The organism is Mycobacterium sp. MMS18-G62, from assembly GCF_053877835.1.
This window is the reverse complement of the sequence record NZ_CM132662.1, coordinates 2,918,263-2,942,348: the sequence shown is the minus strand read 5'-3', so window position 1 is coordinate 2,942,348 and position 24,086 is coordinate 2,918,263. Positions and strand designations below refer to the sequence as shown.

Below are 24,086 nucleotides of genomic sequence, written 5' to 3'. Positions count from 1 at the left end.
CCGCGCGTGTTCACCGCGGAGTATTACCGCGGACCAAGATGACGGACCATGGTCGCCGTCACCGCGTTGGGTCTGGCGGCCGCGCTCCTATTCGCGTTCTCGGCGTTCCTGCAGCAGCGGGCAGCGCGCACAGTCGTCGGCGGTGACACCGCATCGCTGCGAGACGCGTCCGGCGTCAAGCGACTGTTTGGCCGTCTGGCGCGAAGCAGGTTGTGGCTGACGGGTTGGCTGACCAACCTCTGCGGTGTCGGCACCCAGGCGGCGGCGCTCAAAGTCGGGTCGGTGGCGGCGGTCCAGCCGCTGATGGCGGCGCAGCTCTTGTTCGTGCTCGCGCTGGCGTCAGGAGAACAACGCCGGTGGCCGTCGAGGCGTGACTGGCTATCGGCGCTCACGGTCTGCGCCGCGCTTGTGCTGCTGGTTACTACCAACGCATCTCCGCTGGACGGCGAACCGCACAGGCACCGCGTGCTGTTGGCGACGGTATGCGTGGTCAGCCTCATCGTGGTGCTGCGCCAGGTGAGTCGGCACACGTCGCCGTGGCTGGCCAGCCTGCTCGTCGGTGTCGCCGCCGGCCTGTGCCACGCACTCAACGCCGTCTACCTGAAGCTGACGGTCGAGGATCTGTTTCACGGTGGCGCGCTGGCCACTGTCTTCGACTGGCCCGTCTACGCATTGGTTGTGACGGCACTGAGCGGAATGTTGTTGGTACAGATCGCGTTTGCCATCGGACAGCTGTCGCCGGCCGTTGCGGCCATGAGCGTCACCAATCCCATCGCCAGTTTCGTCTTGGGGATCGTGGCCTTCGACGCGCCCGCTCCCCGCGACCCCGAAGTGCTCGCCGCCCTCGGAATTGCGGGCGCCTTGATCACAGCCGGCATCATCGGCTTGGCGAATGCGTCGGGTACCCGGGACCTGTACCGCGGCGAGATCGCTATCGCTGCGCTACACAGCGGAAGCCGATATGGGTCGTCGCACTGTCCTGCGACTGCGGTGAGCGCGCGGCCGGCCGGTACCGATGGCAGTACTCCGGGGCGCACAGATGCGAGCCGCCCTTCAGCGTCTGAATGACGGCCGGGTCAGCCGTCGTGGGGCCGCAGCAGGACTGCACCGGCCCGTCGACCCGGTGGTGCGCGGAGAACTGCGTCGTCGTCCACTCCCAGACATTGCCGATCATGTCCACGAGGCCGAACTCGTTGGGAGGAAAAGTACCCACCGGCGACGTACCCACCCAGCCGAGCGCACCGTCGTTGCGATACGGGAAGTGGCCCTGCCAGGTGTTGGCCATCAACCGGCCACCGGGCGCGGCGTCGTCGCCCCAGGAGTACACCGAGGTGGCGCCGCCGCGTGCCGCGTACTCCCACTCGGCCTCGGTCGGCAGCCGGCGCCCGGCCCACCGGGCGTAGGCCGCCGCGTCGGGAAAGGCCACCTGCACGACCGGGTGGTCCAGCCGGTCGTCGATTCCACTGTCCGGGCCGAATGGCCGGCGCCAGCTCGCGCCAGGTGCCCAGTGCCACCACTGCCGCCAGTCGCGCAGGTCGACCGGTCCGCTGGTCGGTCGGAACACCAGCGCACCGGGCACCAGCTCTTGCGGCTCCGCGCCCGGGAATTGCGCCGGATCCAGCTCCTGTTCGGCAACGGTGACGTAGCCGGTGTCGGCGACGAACTCGGCGAATTGAGCATTCGTCACCGGATGGCGTTCGACGGCGAATGCGGCCACGGTCGCGGTGTGCACCGGCGCCTCTTCCGGATAGAACTGCGTCGAGCCCATCCGAAACGACCCGCCCGGCAGCTCGACGAGCTCGGTGAGCATGGGTTCAGGGTAGGACGATTTCGAAGTCCTCGGTCAACAGCGCCGCGGCGGCATCGAATTCGGGCGTGCCCGTCGGGGCCTGCACGTGTACGGCGACTAGATAATCCTTGCCGCTATTGGTCCAGATATGGACGATGCGGTCTTCGAACTCGACGGCGTTCTGCGGGGTGTCCGACCATGCGCCCATCAGCTTCTGGCCGCTGAAGCCACATAGTTCTCCGGGCATCACGCTGACGCTGCTGACGGCCGACTCCTCCATCAGCTTGTCCGCGTACTTGGTGAAGGCCTCCGCGGGTTCGAGCTGGGTGAGTGCGATCGTGATGGTCGCCTGCATGTCGGCCGGGCCCTGCAGCTTCCCGCCGACATCGCCCTCGCCCGACGCCATCGACCACCCGTCCGGGACGCCCACTGTTATCCGGGGTGCCTGCGGGTCGTCGACCTGGGCGGTCATCCTCACTGCGGGCTTGATCGGCTGTGTGCAGACGACGGTGTTCGGTGGTACCGGCGCCCGCGTGGTGGGCAGGACGCCGAACGCAGACTCGCCGGGTCGCTGTGTCGGCGAAGGTGTCGCCGACCGAGTCGATGACGGCGCGGTTGTGCCACGGTCACCGGCGACAGGCACGCCGTCGCTGGTGCGGACGCACCCCGCTACCAAGAAGACGAGTGCGATTGCGGCACAACCAAACCGATTCATCAGTCCTTCGCGAAGGCGCGCGCGAATTCCCGTTCCAAATCCACGAAGGGCTTGCCCGATACGTCAACGTTCACCTGAGCGATGGTGCCACCTGTGAACGCGAACGGCGCCTTGTAGGCACGCGAAACCGGCGATCCCGTGTTTTTCCCGACGGCCAAAGTGGCACCGGCCAGCCCGAAGGTCCCGGGATGGATCTTCATTCCCTGGCGGGTTGCCACCTGGTTCTCGTCGATGTAGAGCGCGGCGTCGCCAAGCGGTGTGTGGCTGCCCTCGACGGTGCCCGTCCGGACAAACGCGACGCCGAACGTGTGCCTGCCCAACGGCACGGCATCCGACGACGACATCTGCTGTTCCTCCTCGCCGAGGAAGTTGTAGACGTAATGCAGCCGCCCGTCCTGGATGAACAGGACATGCCCGCCATGCGCGCCACCGTGTTTGAACAACACGCCCTCGGCACCGGTGGTGTCGATCGTCACTTCGGCGATCACCGCGAAGGACCGGCCCTGGATCTCAGCCGAAGCGCCCATCCCGACGTCCGCGGTGCCTGGGTAGTAGAAGTACGACTCGCGCGTGCCCGTCAGGTAGGGCCGCCACCGTGTCATGGTCTCGAGCACGTTCAGGTCGCCAAGAGGCAATCCGTTGTACTTGTCGGCCTCGCGGAACCACAGCTCCTTGAGCTCCTCGAGTTTCTCAGGATTCTCGGCGGCCAGATCGCGGCATTGGCTTCGGTCGGCCTCGATGTGGAACAGCTCCCAGCGATCCTTGTCGAAGTGTGACCAGCCGGCCGGCGACGCGGCGTGGACGGTGTTGGCGAACCATCCCTTGTGCCAGATGCCACGGGTGCCGAGCATGGCGTAGAACTGCGTCTGTTTGCCCGTCGGCACGTCCGGATTATCAAGGGCCATCTTGAAACTCACACCGTCAAGCGGCTTCTGCGGTATGCCCTTGACGCTGGCGGGCGGAGTGATGTCGAGTAGGTCATACACCGTCGGTGTGATGTCGCAGACATTGATGTAGTTGTCACGCACCTCCCCGTGCGCGGCAATTCCCTTGGGCCAGGAGATGATTGCCGTGTCCGCGATACCCCCTTCATGCGAGGCGTAACGCTTGAAGAGCTTGTACGGCGTGTTGAACGCCATCGCCCAGCCGATCGGATAGTGGTTGTAGGTCTCCGGCCCTCCGAGGTTGTCGATGAAACGCATGCTGTCTTCGACAGTGTCGATGTAGCCGTTGAAGAACTTGACTTCGTTCACCGAGCCGTTGGGGCCGCCCTCGCCGCTGGCGCCGTTGTCGGAGATCACGACGATGATCGTGTTGTCCAACTGCCCGGACTCCTCCAAATAGTCCAGGATGCGCCCGATTTGGTCGTCGGTATAGCTCAGGAAGCCGGCGAACACCTCGGCCATCCGGCAGAACAGTCGCTTCTCGTCGTCGTCGAGCGTTTCCCACGGCCGCACGGTGTCCTGCGGCGGCCACGGTTCGCCGTTGGGTCCCTTGACGTCCATATAGGGATTGATCGGTGACAGTTCGGTGTCCGGCGGGACGATGCCGAGCCGCTTCTGGCTCTCGAGCACGATTTCGCGGTAGCGCTCGTATCCCATGTCGAACTTGCCGGCGTAGCGGTCGGCCCACTCTTTGAAGACGTGGTGGGGTGCATGTCCGGCGCCGGGGCAGACATAGGAGAACCACGGCTTGTCAGGTGCGATCACCTTTGCGTCGCGAATGAATTCGATTGTCTTGTCCGCGATGTCCTTCGAGAGGTGATACCCCTCCTCCGGCAGGCCGGGCGGGGCGACCGGATGATTGTCGTAGACGAGTTCGGGGTACCACTGGTCGGTCTCGCCGCCCATGAATCCGTAGAACCGCTCGAAACCTCGCGACAGCGGCCAATGACGTTTGGTGGCAGCAAGATTGGATTCTTCCAGCGGCGTCAGGTGCCATTTGCCGATGCAGTAGGTGTTGTACCCGTTCTCCGCCAGTACCTCCGACAGCAGTGCGGTGTCGTCCGGGATGCGCCCGTTGCAGCCGGGAAAGCCGTCGGTGAACTCCTCAATGGTGGCCATGCCAACGGTTGTGGCGTGGCGTCCCGTCAGCAGAGACGCACGCGTTGGGGAGCACAGCGCGGTGGTGTGGAACTGCGAGAGGCGGACGCCCCGCTCCGCGATGCGGCTCATCGCCGGCATTTCGACCAGCCCGCCGAAGCAGTCCCACGTTGCGATGCCGGTGTCGTCCCACACCAGATACAAGACGTTGGGTGCTCCCTCTGGCGCCGTCGGCGCGGCATACGGGCCCCAGTCCGGCTCGGAATCCCGAATGTCCAATTCGATCTTGCCGTTGAATTCCGTCGCCATGGCCAGCCTCGTCCCAGTGAGTGGACCGCCGCTACTTCGACAGTCGCCTGCGAAACTACACCGGTGATGTGTTGGTTAGCTGAGAAATTGACGACGGCGCCGGTGCGTGTCGCCGGTTCAGCCACCACTGGACAGTGCCCAACGGAATCGTCCAGCCCAGCCATCCACCAATGCCTGCCACCATCCACACGAAGTGTTCCTGGTTACCGCCAAAGAGGCTGTCCTGCAAGGGGTGCAACGCCACGACCAATACGGGAGTCCAGATCCGGTTGGTGATGATTGACAGCGCAAATGTCGCGCTGCGGATCATGTGGCGCCGGTGCTCGGCGAACCGTCTGCGACGGCCCGCGAGATATCCGTTGACCGTGAACCATAACCACAGCGACGCGAGTACGACATTGCTGACGGCGAGAAACGGACCGAAAGGCGTCGCTGCGCCGATCACCATCGCGCACAACGCGGCGGGCAGCACCGCACATACATAGACGCGCCCGAGTCGACGGTGCAGCGCGGGGTGGCGGGCCCGCAGCCCGGGCCAGATCTGGGTGACAGCGGCCACCATCGCCACACTTGCGAACATCACGTGACCCACCAACAACGGGTAGTGCAACCCGAATGTGGCCGGCACGCGGGTGCCGCCCGTGAAGTACGGCGGCAGCGAAAACGCCAGGAAGGCCACTACGACGACGGCCAGCGCAAGGGCAAGGCGGGTGGAGCGGGAGATCCGAGTTGCGTATGTCATACGCACAAAGCGTACGGGATACGCGTCGGGTCCGCACGTCGATTACGCTGGCACATGATGACGACCGACGAACCGCTTCCCCGAGTGCTGGAGATCCTGTGGCGGGAGGCAACGCCGGCCCGCCGCGGCCGCGGGTTGAACCGCGAGCGCATTGTCGCGGCCGCCATCGAGTTGGCCGACGCCGACGGTCTCGGCGCACTGTCGATGGCGCGGCTGGCCGAGAGTCTGGGCTGCGGAACCATGTCGCTGTACCGGCATGTCGCCAACAAGGACGAGTTGGTGACGCTCATGGTGTCCGCCGGCCCCGGTCCTCCCCCGGCTCCCGACGCCCGCACGGATTGGCGTGAGGCGCTTACGAATTGGGCCGCCGGGTTATGGGATGTCTACCATCGTCACCCGTGGATTCTGCAGACGGTGTCGGCCGGACCGCCCGCAGACCCAGGCCAGTTGGCGTGGCTGGAGGCCGGGCTCGCGGCGCTGAGTGCTACCGGACTGACGCAGAAGGACCAGATGGCGGCCGTGATGGCCGTGTTGCGCTTCGCACGCGGTGCGGCGGCGCTGGATATCGAGGCCGGCGACACCGATGCCCACGACTATCCGGCACTGCTGCGCCGCTTAGTGGACGCAGACCGGTTCCCAGCGTTGTCATCGGCGCTCGAGGCGGGTGTGTTCGACGACGAAAACTACGACGCACAGGCCGATTTCAACAGCGGTCTTTCTCAGCTGCTCGATGGAATCGGCCTGCTGATCCGAAAATCGGGCGCTACCTAGGTCTCTGGGACCGGTTCGTTGACGCGATACAGCCGCCAGGTCGGCTGGTTGTCGCCGTCGTTGGGTATCTCCAGCTCCAACGTCGCGATGTCGGCGCCCGTCTCATACAGAGTCGGATAGCGCAGATTCAGCGCGTCCGAGGTCCCGCGCCCCGTCGGCGGCACGGCGAGCAAATACTTCACTCCGGATTCCGTCGGGGAGTTGAGCAATTCGGTGAAGTCTGGATCTGACGGCACCACAAATGTTTTCGGATGGTGCGACGCGGCGAGGATGGCGAAACCGTAAACCGTGTCGGTGATGACGGAGCTTTCCGGCAAGTTGAGGTTGTCGAGGTAGTGGGCGATCTGACGTTCGGTGGAGAAGGTGGCGGCGATGCGGCGCTCGAGCGCCTTACGGTCGCTCACGCTGTTCGGGTCGGGCGCCAGTACGGCGCCCAGCGCGTATTCCTGCGGCGCGTACTTCTGCTGCCCCATCCCCCATGCCGTGACCGGCAGGGTCACCGCGAAGGCCAACGCGATTGGCGCATAGGCGATCCAGCGCGCGCGGGACGGCGGAGGCTGCGCGGGCGGAGCGTAGTTGCCGCGGCGGGTGGAAGCGACGAGTTCGCCATCCGGAACCGCGAGCATCGCCAGGCAGGCCGTGAGCGGTATCGCGATGATGTAGAAGCGCAGGAATGGAAAGGTCGATCCGGATGCATAGCTGTAGGCCTGAAAGGCCAGCGCCGCACCGTAGATGGCCAGCGGAACAAGCATCACTTGCCAGTTGGGTTTGGCCCACCGGCGCACGAGACCCCATGCCGCGATGGGGACCAGCGTGGGCGCCAGCAGCGTTGTACAGATGACGGCGAAAGTCACGCCGCTGCTGAATGTCGGTGCAGTGCTGCCGGACTGTTCGAGGATTGCGCTGTTGCCGTACTGAGAGGTGAACTGCGCGAACGCTTCTCCGGTGATGAGCCAGCTGATCACCGCCCAGCCGACGAATGCCGCGAAACCAGGTCCGCTGACCATCAGCAGGTCCAGCAGCGCGCGCCGGATCCGCGGAGCCGGCTTCGCCCGTAGGTAGGTCGTCACCCCGACCAGGAGTCCCGCGGCTGCGATGCAGGCGACCGCGTCGTAGCGGGTGAGGTAGGCCAGCCCCATCGCGATGCCGCCCGCGGTGATCAAGTGATGGACGTCGTCGTCGGCCATCCACAGGATCAGCCTGCGAACGGCCCATGACATGAAGAAGATGAACGGCGCTTCGCTCATCCCGTTGGAGCCGTAGAAGATGATCATCGGATTGAGCGCGAACATTGCGGTGATCGCCAGTGAGTACATCCGTGGCAGCCCGCGGTCGGTGCCCATCATCAGTACTTGCACCACAGCACCGGCCATGAACACCGACGACATGATCGACCCGGAGAACGCGCGTTCGGCCATCTCCGGCCAGATCGGGCTCAGCGCGATCGCCGGGATCTGAGTCAGCGCGGTCAGCGGCGTGAAGATGAAGCCGATCGCGGCCAGGTGGGGGTCGCGGCTGAACAGCACGGTCTGGGCGGACGCCACACGAGAGAGGGCGTCGCCGATGATGAATCCGTGACGTACCTGCAGCCAATAACCCACTACCAGGTACACCGCGAGCGACCCGAAGAAGGCCGTCACCTTCAACGCGCGGTCGGAACGGCTACGACTCAACGTTGTCATCGGGTCGCTCCGTCAGCCCGTGCACGGTCTTCTCCCAATAGGACGGCTGGCGGATCAGCTGATAACAACCCTTTGCGGCCGCAATACTCATCATCACCCAGAACACCGGGACCGTCAGCGCAGCGCCCAGCAGGTCGGCGCGGTCGTCCTCCCGAAGCGTGATCATGTTCATGTACAGCGTCGCCGCATTGCCCACAATCAGTGCCGCGAGTGCGGGAAAGTATATGTACCAAGGAAATACGGCTTCGACGAGGGCGGGCTGACCCAGGAACCACAACACGGTGATCAACCAGAAGACCAGGTTCAGAACAGAGATGATCGGCGTGCCTGCCAACACGAGGTTGAATCGGACGAAGTTGCGCCACCCGATTGTCCGGTACAGCTGCACAGGCCGGCGGACCTGGACAAGCCACGTCTGCAGGTACCCCTTGTACCACCGCGACCGCTGGCGGATCCAGTTGATGGGGTCGCTGTTGGCCTCTTCCTGTGTGCTGGAATCGATGACGGCGGTGTGGTATCCCCTCGCGGCAATGCGCAGGCCCAGATCGGCATCTTCGGTGACGTTGAACGGGTCCCAGGAGCCGATCTTGTCCAGTACATCGCGGCGTAGATGGTTCGATGTGCCGCCCAACGGGATTGGCGATGCGGTGCGCATCATGCCCGGCAGCAGGTAGCCGAACCACAGCCGGTATTCGGCGGTGAACCACGCCGTCAGCAAGTTCTGATGTCCGTTGTGGTACTCGAGCTTCGCCTGCACGCACGCGACGTTGTCGGGCAGCCCGCGGAACGCAGCCACCACCCGGCGAAGTTGCAGTGGTTCGGGCCGGTCCTCCGCGTCGTAGATGGTGACGATGGCCCCGTCGGCGAAGTACAGACCGTAGTTGCACGCCTTGGGTTTTGTTCGCGGCTCGGCCGGAGGAACGAGGACGATGCTGATGGCGTCGGATTCGGCGGTGCCCTTAGCCGCCGCAATTGTCACGTCGTCGTCTTCTTCGAGAAGCAAGAGCACTTGCAGCTTGTCGATCGGGTATTCCAGCGCCGCCATGGCGCCGATGAGGTCGCCAACCACTTCCGGCTCGTTGTAGGCCGGAACCAGAATCGTGTAGACGGGTAGGTCGGCATCCGGGATCGCCCGCGCTTCTTCGTCTGTGATGACGATGGCTCGCGACGCCAGGCCGTGACGGAAGATCGTCACCCGGTCGACCATCGTCAACACGTACGCGAACGTGCAGATACCCACCAGCACAACGGCTGTGGCCATCGGCCGCCAAGCCGCGCAGCCGATCAACACGAGCAGCAGCGACCAGAACACCCAGCGCTGCCAGCCCATCACCGACGTCGACGCAGAATGAACCGGATCGTTTTCGCGCAGGCTGTCGATCGCGCGCCTCAGGTACTCCTGCCGTTCGAGGTCTGTGACGGTATCTGCGGAAGGACGTTCGACTTCGATGCTCATGCCGCTTTACCTGCCGACCGGAATTGTGCAGCTATTAGTGCTCGGCCGAACTCGGTCAGAAGGTCGGCGTCCTTGAACGACGGTATCCGCTGATTGAGGACGGCATTGCCCCTGAACAACAACGTGATCAAGGTCCGCACCGACGACATGATGTCGGCGGACGGTTCGGGAAACGGTGCTCCGGGGTCGTGATTGTCGACGGCGAAGATCGTGACGCGTTGCGCGATTTGCCCATCGCCCCAAGTGAATTGCAACGAGTTCCACGTCACCAACAGGTCGTCGTCCACCACCGAGATCATGCGGGCCGTGACGCCCATATCGAGGTCGACGTCCCTCGGCTGGCTGATCCGCGCAGAGGTCAGACCGTACAGCACCCGGTCCGGGTACACCTCGAAGGAGAACGGACGCTCCGAGACCAGGCTGTCCACCACCACGGTTCGCGCCCGCGCCAGCTTGTCGAACCGAGCATCGGCGTTCAGGGCGGTCATCCACTGCCGCACCAACACGGCCTTGTCCCCATACAGCCGTTTCATATCGCGGTAGTTCTGCCGTTGCACTGTCGACCAGCCCGGTGGTGCGACGAGGGGTTGACCCGGCGACAGTTGCGCCGGAGCGCTTCTGGTGATCGGTGCAGTGGTCACGTCCTTCGGCAGATGGACGAACGCGAGCGGGATGGCGATAGCGATCACCAACGGCAAGCTAGACCAAATCTGCTTCACAGCCAGTGGTTCGACCTTGCGGTCAAGCACCCGTTTCGGCATGCCCCGACGCGAGCCGAGGAACATCACGAGGCCGACGACGATGACGGCCGTAACGGGAGGAACCTCTTGGTACACCACAATCGGCGCGTCGGTGAAAAAGACCGAAATGGTCCCCAGCACAGCGAATCCGACGATCCACGCGGCGATCGATCCCATCAAGCCGCGCCGCATCGTGCGGCCGGTCGCGATACCGGCTCCGACCCCCGCGATGACCAGATTGGCCGCGCCGGCAGAAAACTTCGTCCCGCCCAGGAATATCACCATCAGGTAATAGGGCAAGGCGAAAACCATGAACATCATGCCCCAAGCCCACGCGAATCGCGCGACTGGGCGTAGCCCGAACATCACGATGCAGGTGCAGAGCACGAATAGCCACATAGCCAGCAGGTCGAGCCGAAGCAAGTGGAAATACAAGGCATACCGCTGCAGCAGAACGAGCTGAATGAGCAGTGCCAGCACGAGGCCCATCGTTCCGACGATGATGTCGGTCTGTCGGTCGTGAATCGGTAACTCGGTGCGGTGGCGGCGGGTTATGCCGACCGCGACCAAGACGGCAACGGTCGGTACGGTCCAGACATAGCCGCCGATGCCCTCCCGATGCGCAGTCAGCCCGATGCTGTAGAAGCTTTCGCGAAACACCACACCGGTCACCGCGGCGATCGCCGTCCACCGGACGATCAGCCGGTAGGTCGGGTGCAGCCCGTAATACCGGCCGAGTACCGACGATATTCCCCGAGCCGGAGCCTCGGCCGTCGCGGTCATGATCGGGCGCGGTGACGCAGGCGCACAGCCAGCAGCGCAACCGCGACGAGCACAAGCACACCCGCGCCGACCGCTGCGGCGATCCACCACGCAGAAGGCCATCCACTCTTGAGCGTCGGATTTGCCTGCGGGGCAGCCGAATTTGCGTCGACGGTCAACGGGTCATGTCCGGGCACCGACAGCAGCGCGTCGCCGGACAACGTCGACCATCGCCGGCTGTCACTGTTGAGCCAGCCAAGTAAAGCATCGAGTTGCTCGGGCGCATCGGTCGAAGTGGCGATCAATACTGTACGACCGCCGGTGAAAACCGTTTGCAGAGAGCCATATTGGATCGCGGGATCCAACGTGACCGTCTCCGAGTCGCTGCCCGTAGTCAGGCGCAGCTCACCGCCGCCCGAGTTGGCCACGGGCAGCGAGATGCGATCGTCGGTCCAGTTGCCCGCTGCTATCAGGACCGCGGGTTCCTTCGCGTTCACCGCATCGTCAACCGACATCACCGCGGTGTCCATCGGTAGGGCGGACAGCCGCTGCAAGCCAGTCATGATGGTCACCGCTCGGACCGTGTCGGCGAAGCCGTCGCCGCCGATGCCGACCGAAACCCGTGGAAGTAAGGCCTGCGGAAGTGACTGGAAGCCGGACGGCAGCGGCGGATCCGCGGCCGCACTTTGAACCGTGCTGTCGCCGTCGATCGTCAGCGTGAGCGGTTGAAACTCGCCACACCGACCCGTGTTTCCCGTGATGTTTAGCGCCACAATCAGATTCGTGTAGCGGACCAGCAGGTTATCCGGAATCTGCACCCAGCGGTCGATCGAGCCGGACGCGTCCAGTGGCCAGCTGTCGATCGTCTGACCACCGACGTTGGCCACCAACTGCCCGCCAATTCCACTCGGCGGCGGCGTATACGAACCCTGCAGGTGAACACGTACGTTGTGGGCGGGCCTGCCGAGGCGAGTCTGGTCCAGCGCCAGCGAAACCTGCGGTGACAGGGCGATCGCAGTGACGCCAGGTTGGCCCAGCGCCCGCAAGGTGGTCTGGTCGGCGGGCAGTTGCGGTGCGTGCTTCAACGGGCCCACAACGGCTTTCGATGACAGTGCCAGCCGGGCCACATCGCTGGACAGCAGACGTGATTGGTTGGCCAGCGCCGCTGCTTGGCCGGTCACCAGCAGCGGGCGGACACCCTCGAGGCCCTGGAGGGCTACGCCCTCTTTGGGCCCCTCGCGAATGATGATTTGGCGTTCGAACGGATCCACCGGCGGGACTGGGGCGTCTGCCGCCAGCGGAGCGACGACGATTTGGGTGGCCTGCTTCCCGTAGCGAGCGACCACGGCCGTTGCCATCCGCACTGCCGCATCCGATTCCGCCCGCGACGGCGACGGCGGAACGAACAGCGTGAGCTTGCGCAGCACCGGCGGCAGGAAGTCGGCAACGGTCGCCGGTGGGGTTTCGACACCGGTAAAGGACACCGATGGGTCACCCAGGCGCAGCGGAACCGTCGGGTCGTAGAGGCAGTAGCCGTCGAACGGATCCAGGTAACTGCGCACGAGGACCGTGATCGCATTCTCGACCACCTCGGCGCCGGCAAGTGGGATGGCTATCGGCGCATCGAAGTCGGTGGGCAGCGGTATGCGCGACAACGTGCGGTCGTCCTGGGAAACCGCGATCGTTCCGCCGCGGACGCCAACAGGAAGTTCGACGAGCGCATTCAATGTCGATGGTGCAAGTCCCGGCGACACCGGGATCGTCAGCGACTGTGTTCCCTGCAACCCGTACAGGGCGAGGTTGCTGTCCAGTCCCATTTCGCCAAGGCTCAGTGTCGTCCGATCGGTCGACACCGGATCTTCGCCGGGAGCTGCTGTGGCTACCGTACCTATTGGGCCCGAAACGACCAGTACCAGCAGAGATGCGGCTATCGACGCAGCATAAATCGATGTTCGGGCAAATCTCCGCATGCACAGATGGTATACGAGCTAACGAATCCGTCAATTAGCAAACTCCTATGCATATGCCAAGGCAGCCGCGTTCAGTACTCCTGAAGGCTTTCGCGCAGCGTCGTACCCGGATAGCGGTGGCGGTAGCGGCCGCGCCGCTGAAGTTCGGGGACGAGCAGTTCGGTCACGTCGTTGAAGCACCCAGGCGTGTCGGTGGCGAGAAGCATGAAGCCGTTGCAGCCGCCTTCGTCGATGTATTGCTCCATCTGGTCGGCGACGTCGGACGGCGTGCCGACGGCCACCGGGGCGCCCATCGACACCCCGTAGATCTGCGCGGCCTCGCGCACCGTCACCGGAGCACCGTCCTTGGCTTCGAGGATGGCATCGAAAAGGCCACGGATACCTTGCACATCGGCATCGACGACATTGTCGTCAAGACCGAGGGTGGAGAAGTCGAAACCGGTATGGCCTGACAGGATTCCGAGGGCGCTTTCGATCTGCACGTTCTCGACGAACTCCGCGTACTTGTCGTTGGCACGGGACTTGTCGCGGTCGATGATCGTCTGGAGGCCGTAGATGAGTTTCACCGATTCCGGATCGCGGCCGAAGTTGTCGGCGCGGGTACGGATGTCGTCGGCGTAGGCGCGCATGCTCTTCGGTGTCGGGAAGATGCCGAACACGGATTCGGCGTGTTTTGAGGCGAATTCGCGGCCCTGTTCGGAGGAGCCGGCTTGCCACAGCACCGGGCGCTTCTGTGGCGACGGTGCGACGAAATGGCGACCCTTCGACCGGAAAAACTGTCCCTGGAAATCGATCTCACGGACCTTCGACGGATCGGCGAAGATGCCGTTCTCACGGTCGTAGACGATCGCGTCGTCATCCCAGGAATCCCACAGCTGGTAACACAGCTGCATGTACTCCTCGACCACCTCGTAGCGCTTGTCCCGCGGGGTGAGGTTCTCCTTGCCCATCGCCTGGAACTCACTCTTCGAGTACGACGTGACGATGTTCCAGCCGACGCGACCGTTGGTGAGGTGATCAAGGGAGGACAGGTGACGCGCCATCATGTACGGCGGCACAAAGGATGTCGACAGCGTGATGCCGATCCCGAGGTGTTTGGTGAACGCCCCGACGATCGGCACCAGAGTGGCGGGTTCGTGCACCGGACACTGACCGGCGTACTTCACGACCGGATCCGAGTTGCCCTTGTAGGTGGTGTACGGCGCCAGTTCGTCGGCGATGAACATCGCGTCGAACAGCCCGCGTTCCATGATCCGGCCGAGGTCGCGCCAATACTCGGGGCGAGACCAGTGGTAGCCGACCTTGTCACGAGGGTGTGCCCACATCGTCGACGCGTGGTTCATCACGCCGTGCTGGACGAAGCCCAGCAGGTGAACCTTCTTCGCGCTCACGCCGGTGCTCGATCGTTGCGCAGCTCCAGCACAAAGGCGACGATCACGGCGGCCGCGGTGCCGAGGCCGCTCAACGCAAGCACGTACCAGAAGACGCCGGTGTAGGAAGCGACGATCAACGCAACGAACGACGTCAGCACGGCGAGGCTCGCCTTCCAGCCGAAGCCGGGAACCAGGGCGACTCCGGAAGACGCCTCTTCTGGCTCGGCCCCCTGCCCTAAATCGCCTCCGCTCAACAGTTCTCGGCGGATCCGCAGGAAGCTGAGTGCGCCGACGAAGAGGTACACAGCGGCAAGGACCAAGCCGATGCCTGCGCCGATATAGAAGATGACCACGACAGTGCCTTTCTGTTGTTCTATCTGCTACTGCTGTCCGGCCGGCTCGCCAAGCACGTCGTCTACGACGGCATCCGGCTCGGGTGCTGTGTCGATCGGTGCACGCGTGGTTTCCCGTTCCAACAGCGCGGGTTTGCCTTCGGCCAAGCTGTCGAAGTCGAATCGGGTGTTCTGTCGCAGGCTCACGACTATGGACACCGCCGCCGACGCCGCGATCAACGCGATGATCCCGAACAGCGGTCCGTACGTCGGCCCCAACGTCTCGCGAAGAGGTCCCCCGACGACGATGCCGGCGACGACGCCCGCTACGTAACCGGCCCCGGTCATGCGCGACCAGAAGATGCTCAGGGTGACGGGGATAAGCAAGCTGGTGCCGTAGAAGTAAACCGTCGTAACGAGATTCACGTAGTCGATACCGGTCAAGACGACTCCGCCTGCAACAGCGGCGGCCACGATCATGCTGGTCTTGGTGATTCCGAGCAGGGTGCGTTCGGATACCTGTGGCCAGTAACGGTGGACGATGTCCACGGCCACAAGCGAGGTGACCCCCGACAACGCGCCGTCGATGGCTGCGAAGCAGGCGTTGACCACGACGAGGGTGTAGAGGGCGACGATGATCACCGGCAATCCCAGGCTGGCGATGACGTGCGGGCCGATCGCCCCGGCGCCAAGCGATCCCAGCTCCTGAGGCGTGACGTGATAGGCGACGCCGATGAATCCGAGCAGGCCCAGAGCTAGCGGGATCGGATAGAACCACACGCCGGCCCACAGGAAACTACGGCCGAGATCCTTGGGCCGAATCGCCCACACCCGCTGCCAGAACGACTGGTCGGCAATGACATTGGTGAGAAGCCCGAGCGCAAGCGCGAGCCCGAAGCTCGCCGCGGTGACCGGGTTGAAGGGGTTCAGGTGTTGGTCTTCGAGCTTGTGGACCTCGTTGAACACCAGCTGCGCTCCGCCGGCCTTGGCCAAGGCGTAGAGCACGACCACAGATGAGCCCACGCCCAGCAGGAGGGTGTTCAGTGTGCCTGTCACCGCGGAAGTCGTCAGGCCGCCGAAATACGAGTAGACGGTGACGACGATGATGCCGGTGATGACGATGCTGATGGGGGTCAGCCCGAAGATCGTGTGCATGACGAGCACCAACCCGGCCAGGTTGATCATGATGACGCCGAGCAAGGCGCCGATCAGGAAGATGAGTGTCGCCGCGCTGCTGAGGCCGGTCTGAAAGCGGGCGCGGATGAACTCTGCCAGCGTGTACCCGGCCGGCATCTTCTGGCGGACTTTTAATCCGAACGGAACCATGATGATCACCGCAAGGCCGTTGGGCACGATGAACCAAACGAGTCCGGATGTGCCCCAGGTGTAGGCCTGGGCCGACGAGAGCATGACGGCCATCGACCATGTCCACACCGAGATGAGTGACGCGACACCGAATCCGAAGCCGAGTAGCCGGCCCGAGATCACGAAGTTGTGGGTGGTTTTGACGGCGCCTTTGACGGCCAGGGCAATGAGCAGCAGCACGATGCCCGGACCGAAAAGCAGCGCGTAACCCAATCCGCTTGATTGTTGAATGAAGTCAAGACTTGGCATGAGTGGATCTCCTTGTAAGGGCTATCAGTTTCTGGGGCTAGATGACGTCGTCGTGTGCGGCTCCTTCGGTGACCAGGACGGCCGCCCGGCGGCGTCGCAGGTCGGCAAGCGGCTCGTCGTACCAGCCCTTGGAACGGCGCTGAATGAGCAACTCGGCCAGCTCGGTCTCCGTACGAAGGAAGGGCACAGTGGGCATGACCGGCGGCTTATAGCGGCGACGGAACGCTGTCACAATCGATTCGAGCGCGGCGACGTCGACGGCTGTGCGCGCCTCCGCGACGACGGTGTCGCAGACGTGTGCGATCGGCTCACCGACAAGCGTCGTGGTTTCGAGGAATTCGCCTGACAGCTCTGCGAATCGCAGCACCGCGACCCGATCCTCGATGCGGGCTTCGATCCACAGGACATCGGCCTCTTCGAGTGCGTCGCGGTCGTGTTCACGCCGCCAATCGAGCAGCAGGCCCAGTGCTGTGCTCAGCGTGGTTACTCCGGCGAGCCGATCGCTCCATTCCTTGCGTGACGTCTGGTTCCCGAACGGTGGATAGTCGGTGCGAGGGGCCGCACCTACAGCAGCCTTGGCGGTTCGTGTCATGGATGCTCGTCTCCTGTCTCGACAAATCGTTCGGCACGGATTCGGTCGCGAGGCACATCGTGACCAAGCAGAAGCTCATCGGCTGCGCTGACCATCCCGGGCGGACCGCAGAGGTAGTAGGACCTCGTCGGGTCGACAGGGTCGAGATGATCGGTCACCTGGCCCACCGCGCCGGACCAGCCAGCGGTCGGGCGCTCGACGGTGGTCACCACGTCCAGATTGGGCATGGCCTCGCCCAGGGCGGACAACTCATCGAGGAAGAACAGGTCGCTTTCGGTGGCCACCCCGAACACCAAGCGCGCCTCGGTCATGGGGGCGGTATCGACCAACGACCGCAGGATGGCGAGGACAGGTGCAAGCCCCGTCCCGCCGGCCAAGAACACGGGCCGACGTTCGCCGCGAAACGTGAACTGCCCGTGGGGACCTCGAAGTCGAACTGGTTCGCCGGTCGACAATCCGGCGCCTACGTGGCCTGAGAAGCGCCCGTCCGGCAACAGTCGGACAACGAACTCGAGTTCACGACGACCGTCGGCAACATTGGCCATCGAGTAGGCGCGGGTGACTGCCACCGCCGGCATCGTGACCTGAACGTACTGTCCCGGATCCCACATGAGGGAGTCCTGAGCAGTGTTGGTGCGGACAACGATTCGGGCCACGGTGTCGGAAAGGCGTTCAGTCGCAATGATTTGGCCGGTCCGCGTTCCCTCCTCGTAGCGACCGACCCGATCGGCGGGGTAATCGAAGTCGATTTCGAGGTCACTCGAGGGCCGCAGCCGACACGCGAGGATCAGTCCGTCTTCTTCCTCGGAGTCGGTAAGGGCATGCGGGCTGTGAGGAAGCAATTCACCGTAGTCACCGTCGACCAGAAAGCCGCGGCAGGTCGAGCAGCTGCCTTCCCTGCAGTCGCTCAACAGCAGATAGCCCTGCCGGAGCGCGGCGGTGATGATGTCCTCGTCATCATGGCAGGCAATGTCGATCCGGTCGGCCCCCTCGAAGGTGAGGGCGACCTTGTGCTCGGTACTCACTGACGCGGGACCTCGCGCTCCCAGCCGATGAGGTCGGTGGTGATGGCGAACACGTTGCCGTTCACGTAGGCCCGGCCGATCGTCGTCGAGACATTTACCAGGAGGTCGTAGACGGAGAAGGGGCGGCCGAGGAGTTCGGCGATCTCGTCGGCGTCGATCTCGAAGCCCTCTTCGCAGTCGATGCGGTAGAAGGTTCCGCAGTCGTCGATGCTGAAGCTCGGCTCGTCTGCGTACCGATCGGTCAGCCACTCCACCGTGGCCTCGATCTCGTCGGCCTTGGTGAGAGTCAGTACGACACGGCGGCTTTCGACCACTCCGTCTTCGCTGAACAGCTTTCCTCGGATCTGCTCGGCGTCGACCTTGGAAACTCGCCGATCGATGGCGGCCTGATGTGACGTCGGTCCGCTCACGGTTGTTTCCCGTCATAGAGGTGAAGGAGATGATCGACCGTCACGTCCGAACCCCACACGGAAGCGATGTCGGCGACCCAGTCAGCCGCAATCGCTTCGAACACCTGCCGGGGCGGTTCGATCGGGACACTCCGCACAAGCTCGCCGGAGCCGAACAGCGCAGAGATTCCGGCTACCGCTTCAACCGCCCGTGGCAGCCAGCGTTGCGTCCACCAGGCCATGAGCTGGCGGTTGTAAGTGCCGAACTCGGTGTCAGAAGCGAGTATTCGGCCAAACAACTCCTTCGTCCAGGTGTTCGCCGCCTCGGCCGATCGAAGCGAGGGCCACAGGATCTGGGGGGTGAGGTGGTCCCCGTGCAGCGGAGCGAGCCGGTAGAAGTACTCCTGGCGGACGAACCGACCGAAGAGCGGCTCGTAGATCATCCCGAGCGCGAAGATGACCTCGATGTGGTCATATCCGTCGCGCCACAGGTGTTCGACAAACGACCGTGCACCCGCATAGGCGGGGTCATGCAGCCACCGCTGTTTGGCCGGTTCCAGCTCGGCGATCGATTCCGAAATCGCCTGACTCAGATAGACCTTCTCGGCCTGGATCTGCTGTGCGCTGTCGAGGAAGTCGAGCGCCCAGTTGACGACCGCGACCCGCAGGGTGTCCACAAGCGCGTCACGTATCGGAGCGGCGAGCGCCATGAACAGCCCATAGTCATGCAGCACGATCGCCCCGAGGTGCTCGCCGATGACGGTTTCGACCCAGTGACGGTCGGCTCTGCGGTGCAGCGCGTGGCTGTTGAAGGTGGAGAACAGACGACCGGTGGTACGCCACTGGTCGGCCTTCTCCGCGACATACGGCTTCTGCCAACGGCCCTCGGGATCCCTGAACGCGAACCAGTCGGTGCAGCGGGCTTCGGTGAAGTAGTTCTCCCACGCTCCGCGTCCACCGGGAAAGCGGGTAGACCAACCGCCGACACCGATTCCTCCGCGGATCCAGTCGGGGTTCGGCTGGGCATAGAGCAGCACCTGCTCGTATTCGGAGATGCGCCGGCGATAGGGATTGGCGAAATGGACAGCGGTGCGGACAGTTTCGAGAGGTTTGCGCTCGACGTCGTGCTCGGGGTTGAGCAGGCTGCGCCGATAGGTGTTCGTCATAACCGGCCTCAGAACTTCTCGAAGCTGACCCCGGCGACATGGGGGTCACGCACGACAACCCGGGTAGCCGCCAAATCGTCGAGCGTCCAAAGCCGTTCGCTGTTCAGATGCGGTTGAGAAACCAGCGTCCGTCCGTCGCTGCGCACGCCGCCGGTGGCCCGGACGATCTCGGACAACTCCCAGCCGTCGAAGATCTCCAAGAAATTCTCGCCGGTGTAGCGCTCCGGCTCCTGCAGGTACATCCGCTCGCACCAATCCGAGCACAGGGCATGCTTGCGGCCGCCGTATTCGATAACTCGGGTGGAGACGCCGGCCAGGCTGCTGCGTTGGGCCACATCCAACAGCGGCGACTGGCACACCCGGCAGATGTGGAGGACCTTGCCAAGCTCGATGAGATGCTCGATCGGACTCGTCCGGTTGGCCGGGTCCTCGACACCGATCTCCTTCCAACGGTCGAACACCCGCCCGATCGAGCTGTACCAACCGGGATAGTGCCTCTCGAACCATTCCTTGTCGGTGTCGTTCGGAAGCTCGATGCGGTAGCCGATGAACGGCCAAAGGGCGTAGGCGATCGCAAACGCGTCGTGGTGCGCCCAGTAGGCGTCGCGGCTGGCATCCGCGAGGTTCCTTGGTGATTCGAGACCGAACTTCGAGAACCGACCCATCCATATGCCGCCCCAGTCCTCGATCACCCAGTCATTCCAGGTTTGTGCCCACGGCTCTGCCCGATTGACCGCGCCATACTCGAACGTCCGCCCGACCATCGACGAAAATCCGCGGTGCTGAATCCAGAAGGCGTTTTCCAGGTCTGTCTGCAAATACTGCATGTTGTGGTCGTTTTCGATGACCGAGACGATGGTCTGGTAGCCGTTGGCCATATGGCGCAGCTCGTCGGACTGGATCGACAGGAAGACCGTCGGTGTGACTTCGTCGCCGTTGGCGGCGGCCCATTCGGTCATGGCGACGACGAGCGGGTTGGTGAAGCACGCCTCCGCCACCATCTGCAGGTTCAACGAGATCAGCACGGGATCGCCGGACACGAACGTCTCGCAGGCCTGCTGCCGGTTGTTCCAGAACAGCGGGTTGCCGTGGCGATGCCCGCGGGCGCCGGTGAACCCCGCCGGGTCGTAGTACTGAGAAGCGAAGTACTTCTTAAGGTAGCCAAGCTGATTCGTGTGGCGAACCTCGTCTTCAACCTGCGCGAGATAGCCGTTGCGTTGCTCGGGAGAGACGACGGCATCCAAGAGCATGGCCGAGCCGCCGATCGACGCGTACTCACCGAGTTCTAGGAACGAGCTGACGAACTTCATCGCCTCGGCCCAGCGGGGCTCTATGCGACTTCCAGCCTGTAGCCTGGCCAGGCTGTCCAGTAGGGAGCCGTACTGCCGGTCGTCCTTCTCGGTCTCCATTCGGCAGTACTCGCCGACGATCAGCTTGAACTGCTCGCGCGTTCCTCCGTCGAACTGATACTTCGTCGGGTATTTCGAGCGGCCGCCCGGGACGTTCCACCCCATGTCCTGGATCCACCGATGCACATCCTGGGCGCCGACTTTGATCTCACGCGGCGTGGGCACCCTGATGTCGTCTGGGGTGAGGGTCATCAATGCTCCTAGCTCGGCATGCGGAGTGCATGCCAGAGCAGAAACGTAGACCCGAAGGTGGGCCACCTTAAGTGTTTGACTCGCCGTGACGCGAACGGCGCCACGAGTCAACGAATCTGAAACAATTTATCGCGCGAAATCGACTGGGGCAGAGGCAGATTCGCGCTGCGCCACCCTTGCGCTCAGGATGAGTCGAAAATCTGCGTTACAAACGACAAAGCCCCCGGGCATCCCGGGGGCTTTCCGTCGCGCTTGACGCGATTAGCTACTTGGCCTTCTCGAGGATGTCGACGAGCCGCCAGCGCTTGGTGGCCGACAGCGGGCGGGTCTCCATCAGCGAAACCCGGTCGCCGACACCGGCAATGCCGTTCTCGTCGTGTGCCTTCACCTTCTTGGTGGTGCGGATGATCTTGCCGTAGAGCGGGTGCTTCACGCGGTCCTCGAGCTCGACCACGATGGTCTTCTGCATCTTGTCGGACACGACGTAGCCGATCGCCGTCTTACGGCGCCCGCGCGGCTTCTCGGTGCGTGGGGTGTGCTTAGGCCCCTTTTCGCCCGAGGCGGCCTTCTTTGCAGGCGTCGCCTTGGTTGCTGTCTTTTCTGCCATCACGATTCCTCACCGGCGGGTCCGGAAGCCAGACCCAGCTCACGTTCGCGCAGGATGGTGTACACCCGTGCGATTTCCTGACGCACCGTGCGAAGCCGACGGTTGTTGGCGAGCTGACCGGTCGCCATCTGGAAGCGCAGATTGAACAGCTCTTCCTTGGACTCGCGCAGCTTGTCTTTCAACTCGTCGTCGGTCATTTCGCGCAGTTCGCCTGGCGAGGTTCCCACTGCCATCAGAACTGCTCCTCTCGGGTGACGATGCGTGCCTTGATCGGCAACTTGTGGATCGCGCGGGTAAGTGCTTCCCGCGCGGTTTTCTCATCGGGGTAGCTCAGCTCGAACAGCACCCGGCCCGGCTTGACGTTGGCCACCCACCACTCCGGCGAGCCCTTACCGGAACCCATGCGGGTTTCGGCGGGCTTCTTGGTCAGCGGACGGTCGGGAAAGATGTTGATCCACACCTTGCCGCCACGCTTGATGTGCCGGTTGATAGCGATACGAGCGGACTCGATCTGCCGGTTGGTGATGTAGGCGTGCTCCAAAGCCTGGATGCCGTACTCGCCGAAGCTCACCGACGTGCCGCCGCTGGCGAGACCACGCTGTCTGGGGTGGTGTTGCTTGCGGTGCTTGACCTTACGGGGAATCAACATGATTCAGCTCTCCTCAGAAGATGGAGCTTCCGTGGCAGTTGCTTCGGCAGCAGCGGCCTCGGTACCGGTCGTCGCCTCGGCGACAGCCGGCGCATCTTCGGTGCCCGTGGCGGCGCGGCCGGCCTCGGTGCTCGTGGCGGTGGTACCCGACGCGCCGCTACGACGCGGGCGGGTGCCCGACGGGCGCTCGCGGCGCGGACGCTCGGCGCCCGACGGAACCGTCGCGGTGGCTTCGCGCTTGCCGCCGACGATGTCGCCCTTGTAGATCCACACCTTCACGCCGATCCGGCCGAAGGTTGTCTTGGCCTCGTACAGGCCGTAGTCGATGTCGGCACGCAGCGTGTGCAACGGCACGCGGCCCTCGCGGTAGAACTCCGAGCGGCTCATCTCGGCGCCACCAAGGCGGCCCGAGCACTGCACGCGGATGCCCTTGACGTTGGGCTGGCGCATCGCGGACTGGATCGCCTTGCGCATCGCGCGGCGGAACGCCACGCGGTTCGAAAGCTGTTCGGCCACACCCTGTGCGACCAGCTGAGCCACGGACTCGGGGTTCTTCACCTCGAGGATGTTCAGCTGCACCTGCTTCTTGGTCAGCTTCTCCAGGTCGGCCCGGATGCGGTCAGCCTCGGTGCCGCGGCGTCCGATCACGATGCCGGGCCGCGCGGTGTGGATATCAACACGAACTCTGTCGCGAGTCCGTTCGATCTCCACGTCGGCGATGCCGGCGCGCTCGAGACCGGTGGCCAGCAGCCGACGGATCGCCACGTCTTCCTTGACGTAGTCCTTGTACTGCTTGTCGGCGTACCACCGGGACTTCCAGTCGGTGGTGATACCGAGCCGGAAGCCGTGGGGATTGATTTTCTGGCCCACTACTCTGAGCCCTCCTTCGCGTTGGACGCTTCGGCAGTCTTTGATTGAGCGGACTTCTTGGCTGTGCCGGATGTCGCCGCCTTCGCGGCTCCGGAAGCCTTCTTGGCAGCGGCCTTCTTGGCCGGAGCCTTCTCAGCAGCCTTGGTCTCCGCGGAAGCCTTGGTCGCCGGCGCCTTCTTGGCTGCGGCGGCCTTACTGCCCTGCGCGCGGCGCGAACGGGCGGTGCCCTTGGAGCGGCGCTCATCCTTGGACGGGCGGCTCTCCACGATCACCGTGATGTGGCTGGTGCGCTTGCGGATTCGGAACGCACGCCCCTGGGCGCGCGGCCGGATGCGCTTGGCCGTCGGGCCCTCGTCGGCGTAGACGGTGGCCACGACGAGCGTGGACGGGTCGAGGCCCTCGTTGTTCTGCGCGTTGGCCGCGGCGCTGGCGATCACCTTGGCGACCGGCTCGCTGGCCGACTGCGGTGCCCACCGCAGGATGTCCAGCGCGTCTTCGACGCTCTTGCCGCGCACCAGGTCGATGACCCGGCGCGCCTTGGTCGCCGAGACACGCACGAAGCGTGCCTTCGCGACCGCAGTCGGATATTCAGTCGTAACAGTCATCGCCGCTTGGCCTTCCGGTCATCCTTGATGTGACCCTTGAATGTGCGCGTGGGGGCGAACTCGCCGAGCTTGTGCCCGACCATCGCCTCGGTGACGAACACCGGGACATGCTTGCGGCCGTCGTGCACCGCGAACGTGTGTCCGATGAAATCGGGGATGATGGTCGATCGACGAGACCAGGTCTTGATGACCTGCTTGGTGTTCTTCTCGTTCTGGACGTCGACCTTCTTGAGCAGATGGTCGTCGACGAACGGACCCTTCTTCAGGCTGCGTGGCATCGGCTAA

At 64.0% G+C, this 24,086-nt stretch carries 23 protein-coding genes and 1 pseudogene; 2 read left to right on the top strand and 22 right to left on the bottom strand.

What is annotated here, in order from left to right:
* Positions 1 to 48 precede the first annotated feature (48 nt).
* A pseudogene (locus ACWW36_RS14625) lies at positions 49 to 882 on the top strand (DMT family transporter); the annotation flags it as partial.
* Positions 883 to 931: 49 nt separating this feature from the next.
* Here the strand turns inward: ACWW36_RS14625 and ACWW36_RS14620 are convergent.
* Genes ACWW36_RS14620 through ACWW36_RS14605 form a run of 4 tightly spaced genes read right to left on the bottom strand, consistent with a single transcriptional unit; the run spans position 932 to position 5,597 of the window.
* Positions 932 to 1,810 (bottom strand): formylglycine-generating enzyme family protein, encoded by an 879-nt coding sequence (locus ACWW36_RS14620; protein ID WP_456142222.1) that lies wholly within the window; start codon positions 1,808 to 1,810, stop codon positions 932 to 934.
* Between the two features lie 4 nt (positions 1,811 to 1,814).
* Positions 1,815 to 2,504, bottom strand: coding sequence for a hypothetical protein (locus ACWW36_RS14615; RefSeq protein WP_456142221.1), 690 nt, complete (start codon positions 2,502 to 2,504; stop codon positions 1,815 to 1,817).
* On the bottom strand, positions 2,504 to 4,855 hold the full coding sequence (locus ACWW36_RS14610) for an arylsulfatase (protein ID WP_456142220.1): 2,352 nt from the start codon (positions 4,853 to 4,855) through the stop codon (positions 2,504 to 2,506). The genes ACWW36_RS14615 and ACWW36_RS14610 overlap by 1 nt, the downstream gene beginning before the upstream one ends.
* 55 nt (positions 4,856 to 4,910) lie before the next feature.
* Positions 4,911 to 5,597, bottom strand: coding sequence for a DUF2306 domain-containing protein (locus ACWW36_RS14605; RefSeq protein WP_456142219.1), 687 nt, complete (start codon positions 5,595 to 5,597; stop codon positions 4,911 to 4,913).
* Positions 5,598 to 5,654: 57 nt separating this feature from the next.
* Between ACWW36_RS14605 and ACWW36_RS14600 the strand changes: the two genes are divergently transcribed.
* Entirely contained in the window at positions 5,655 to 6,368 is a 714-nt protein-coding gene (locus ACWW36_RS14600; protein ID WP_456142218.1) for a TetR/AcrR family transcriptional regulator, read from the top strand.
* Here ACWW36_RS14600 and ACWW36_RS14595 read toward each other — a convergent pair.
* The 18 genes from ACWW36_RS14595 to rpsS all read right to left on the bottom strand — a co-directional run bounded on the left by ACWW36_RS14595 (position 6,365) and on the right by rpsS (position 24,079).
* A complete protein-coding gene (locus ACWW36_RS14595) occupies positions 6,365 to 8,050 on the bottom strand; it encodes an ArnT family glycosyltransferase (RefSeq protein ID WP_456142217.1) in 1,686 nt (561 codons plus the stop codon). The genes ACWW36_RS14600 and ACWW36_RS14595 overlap by 4 nt on opposite strands.
* The gene (locus tag ACWW36_RS14590) at positions 8,031 to 9,506 is read right to left on the bottom strand and encodes a glycosyltransferase (RefSeq protein ID WP_456142216.1); all 1,476 of its coding nucleotides are present in this window, start codon (positions 9,504 to 9,506) and stop codon (positions 8,031 to 8,033) included. Before ACWW36_RS14590 ends, ACWW36_RS14595 begins: the two co-directional genes overlap by 20 nt.
* On the bottom strand, positions 9,503 to 11,029 hold the full coding sequence (locus tag ACWW36_RS14585) for a hypothetical protein (RefSeq protein WP_456142215.1): 1,527 nt from the start codon (positions 11,027 to 11,029) through the stop codon (positions 9,503 to 9,505). The genes ACWW36_RS14590 and ACWW36_RS14585 overlap by 4 nt, the downstream gene beginning before the upstream one ends.
* Positions 11,026 to 12,861, bottom strand: a complete 1,836-nt coding sequence (locus tag ACWW36_RS14580) for a hypothetical protein (protein ID WP_456142214.1) — start codon at positions 12,859 to 12,861, stop codon at positions 11,026 to 11,028. The genes ACWW36_RS14585 and ACWW36_RS14580 overlap by 4 nt, the downstream gene beginning before the upstream one ends.
* A gap of 188 nt (positions 12,862 to 13,049) precedes the next feature.
* Positions 13,050 to 14,369 carry an LLM class flavin-dependent oxidoreductase gene (locus tag ACWW36_RS14575; RefSeq protein ID WP_456142213.1) on the bottom strand — a complete coding sequence of 440 codons (1,320 nt, stop codon included), beginning with the start codon at positions 14,367 to 14,369 and terminating at the stop codon, positions 13,050 to 13,052.
* Positions 14,366 to 14,704, bottom strand: a complete 339-nt coding sequence (locus ACWW36_RS14570; protein ID WP_456142212.1) for a hypothetical protein — start codon at positions 14,702 to 14,704, stop codon at positions 14,366 to 14,368. Before ACWW36_RS14570 ends, ACWW36_RS14575 begins: the two co-directional genes overlap by 4 nt.
* 27 nt (positions 14,705 to 14,731) lie before the next feature.
* The gene (locus tag ACWW36_RS14565) at positions 14,732 to 16,297 is read right to left on the bottom strand and encodes a sodium:solute symporter family protein (protein WP_456142211.1); all 1,566 of its coding nucleotides are present in this window, start codon (positions 16,295 to 16,297) and stop codon (positions 14,732 to 14,734) included.
* A gap of 37 nt (positions 16,298 to 16,334) precedes the next feature.
* A complete protein-coding gene (locus ACWW36_RS14560) occupies positions 16,335 to 16,889 on the bottom strand; it encodes a methane monooxygenase (protein WP_456142210.1) in 555 nt (184 codons plus the stop codon).
* Positions 16,886 to 17,914, bottom strand: coding sequence for an FAD-binding oxidoreductase (locus ACWW36_RS14555; RefSeq protein WP_456142209.1), 1,029 nt, complete (start codon positions 17,912 to 17,914; stop codon positions 16,886 to 16,888). Before ACWW36_RS14555 ends, ACWW36_RS14560 begins: the two co-directional genes overlap by 4 nt.
* Complete coding sequence (locus ACWW36_RS14550; RefSeq protein ID WP_456142208.1) at positions 17,911 to 18,324, bottom strand: MmoB/DmpM family protein; 414 nt, start codon at positions 18,322 to 18,324, stop codon at positions 17,911 to 17,913. The genes ACWW36_RS14555 and ACWW36_RS14550 overlap by 4 nt, the downstream gene beginning before the upstream one ends.
* Entirely contained in the window at positions 18,321 to 19,469 is a 1,149-nt protein-coding gene (locus ACWW36_RS14545; RefSeq protein ID WP_456142207.1) for a toluene hydroxylase, read from the bottom strand. Before ACWW36_RS14545 ends, ACWW36_RS14550 begins: the two co-directional genes overlap by 4 nt.
* An 8-nt stretch (positions 19,470 to 19,477) precedes the next feature.
* The gene (locus ACWW36_RS14540) at positions 19,478 to 21,070 is read right to left on the bottom strand and encodes a methane monooxygenase (protein ID WP_456142206.1); all 1,593 of its coding nucleotides are present in this window, start codon (positions 21,068 to 21,070) and stop codon (positions 19,478 to 19,480) included.
* A 265-nt stretch (positions 21,071 to 21,335) separates the two neighbouring features.
* The gene (gene rpsQ / locus ACWW36_RS14535) at positions 21,336 to 21,680 is read right to left on the bottom strand and encodes a 30S ribosomal protein S17 (RefSeq protein WP_456142205.1); all 345 of its coding nucleotides are present in this window, start codon (positions 21,678 to 21,680) and stop codon (positions 21,336 to 21,338) included.
* The gene (rpmC, locus tag ACWW36_RS14530) at positions 21,677 to 21,910 is read right to left on the bottom strand and encodes a 50S ribosomal protein L29 (RefSeq protein ID WP_456142204.1); all 234 of its coding nucleotides are present in this window, start codon (positions 21,908 to 21,910) and stop codon (positions 21,677 to 21,679) included. The genes rpsQ and rpmC overlap by 4 nt, the downstream gene beginning before the upstream one ends.
* Entirely contained in the window at positions 21,910 to 22,326 is a 417-nt protein-coding gene (gene rplP, locus ACWW36_RS14525; RefSeq protein WP_456142203.1) for a 50S ribosomal protein L16, read from the bottom strand. Before rplP ends, rpmC begins: the two co-directional genes overlap by 1 nt.
* 3 nt (positions 22,327 to 22,329) lie before the next feature.
* Positions 22,330 to 23,196: a 30S ribosomal protein S3 gene (rpsC, locus tag ACWW36_RS14520; RefSeq protein ID WP_456142202.1), complete on the bottom strand. Its 867-nt coding sequence runs from the start codon at positions 23,194 to 23,196 to the stop codon at positions 22,330 to 22,332.
* The gene (gene rplV / locus ACWW36_RS14515; protein ID WP_456142201.1) at positions 23,196 to 23,801 is read right to left on the bottom strand and encodes a 50S ribosomal protein L22; all 606 of its coding nucleotides are present in this window, start codon (positions 23,799 to 23,801) and stop codon (positions 23,196 to 23,198) included. The genes rpsC and rplV overlap by 1 nt, the downstream gene beginning before the upstream one ends.
* A complete protein-coding gene (rpsS, locus tag ACWW36_RS14510) occupies positions 23,798 to 24,079 on the bottom strand; it encodes a 30S ribosomal protein S19 (protein WP_010908582.1) in 282 nt (93 codons plus the stop codon). The genes rplV and rpsS overlap by 4 nt, the downstream gene beginning before the upstream one ends.
* Positions 24,080 to 24,086: the final 7 nt, after the last annotated feature.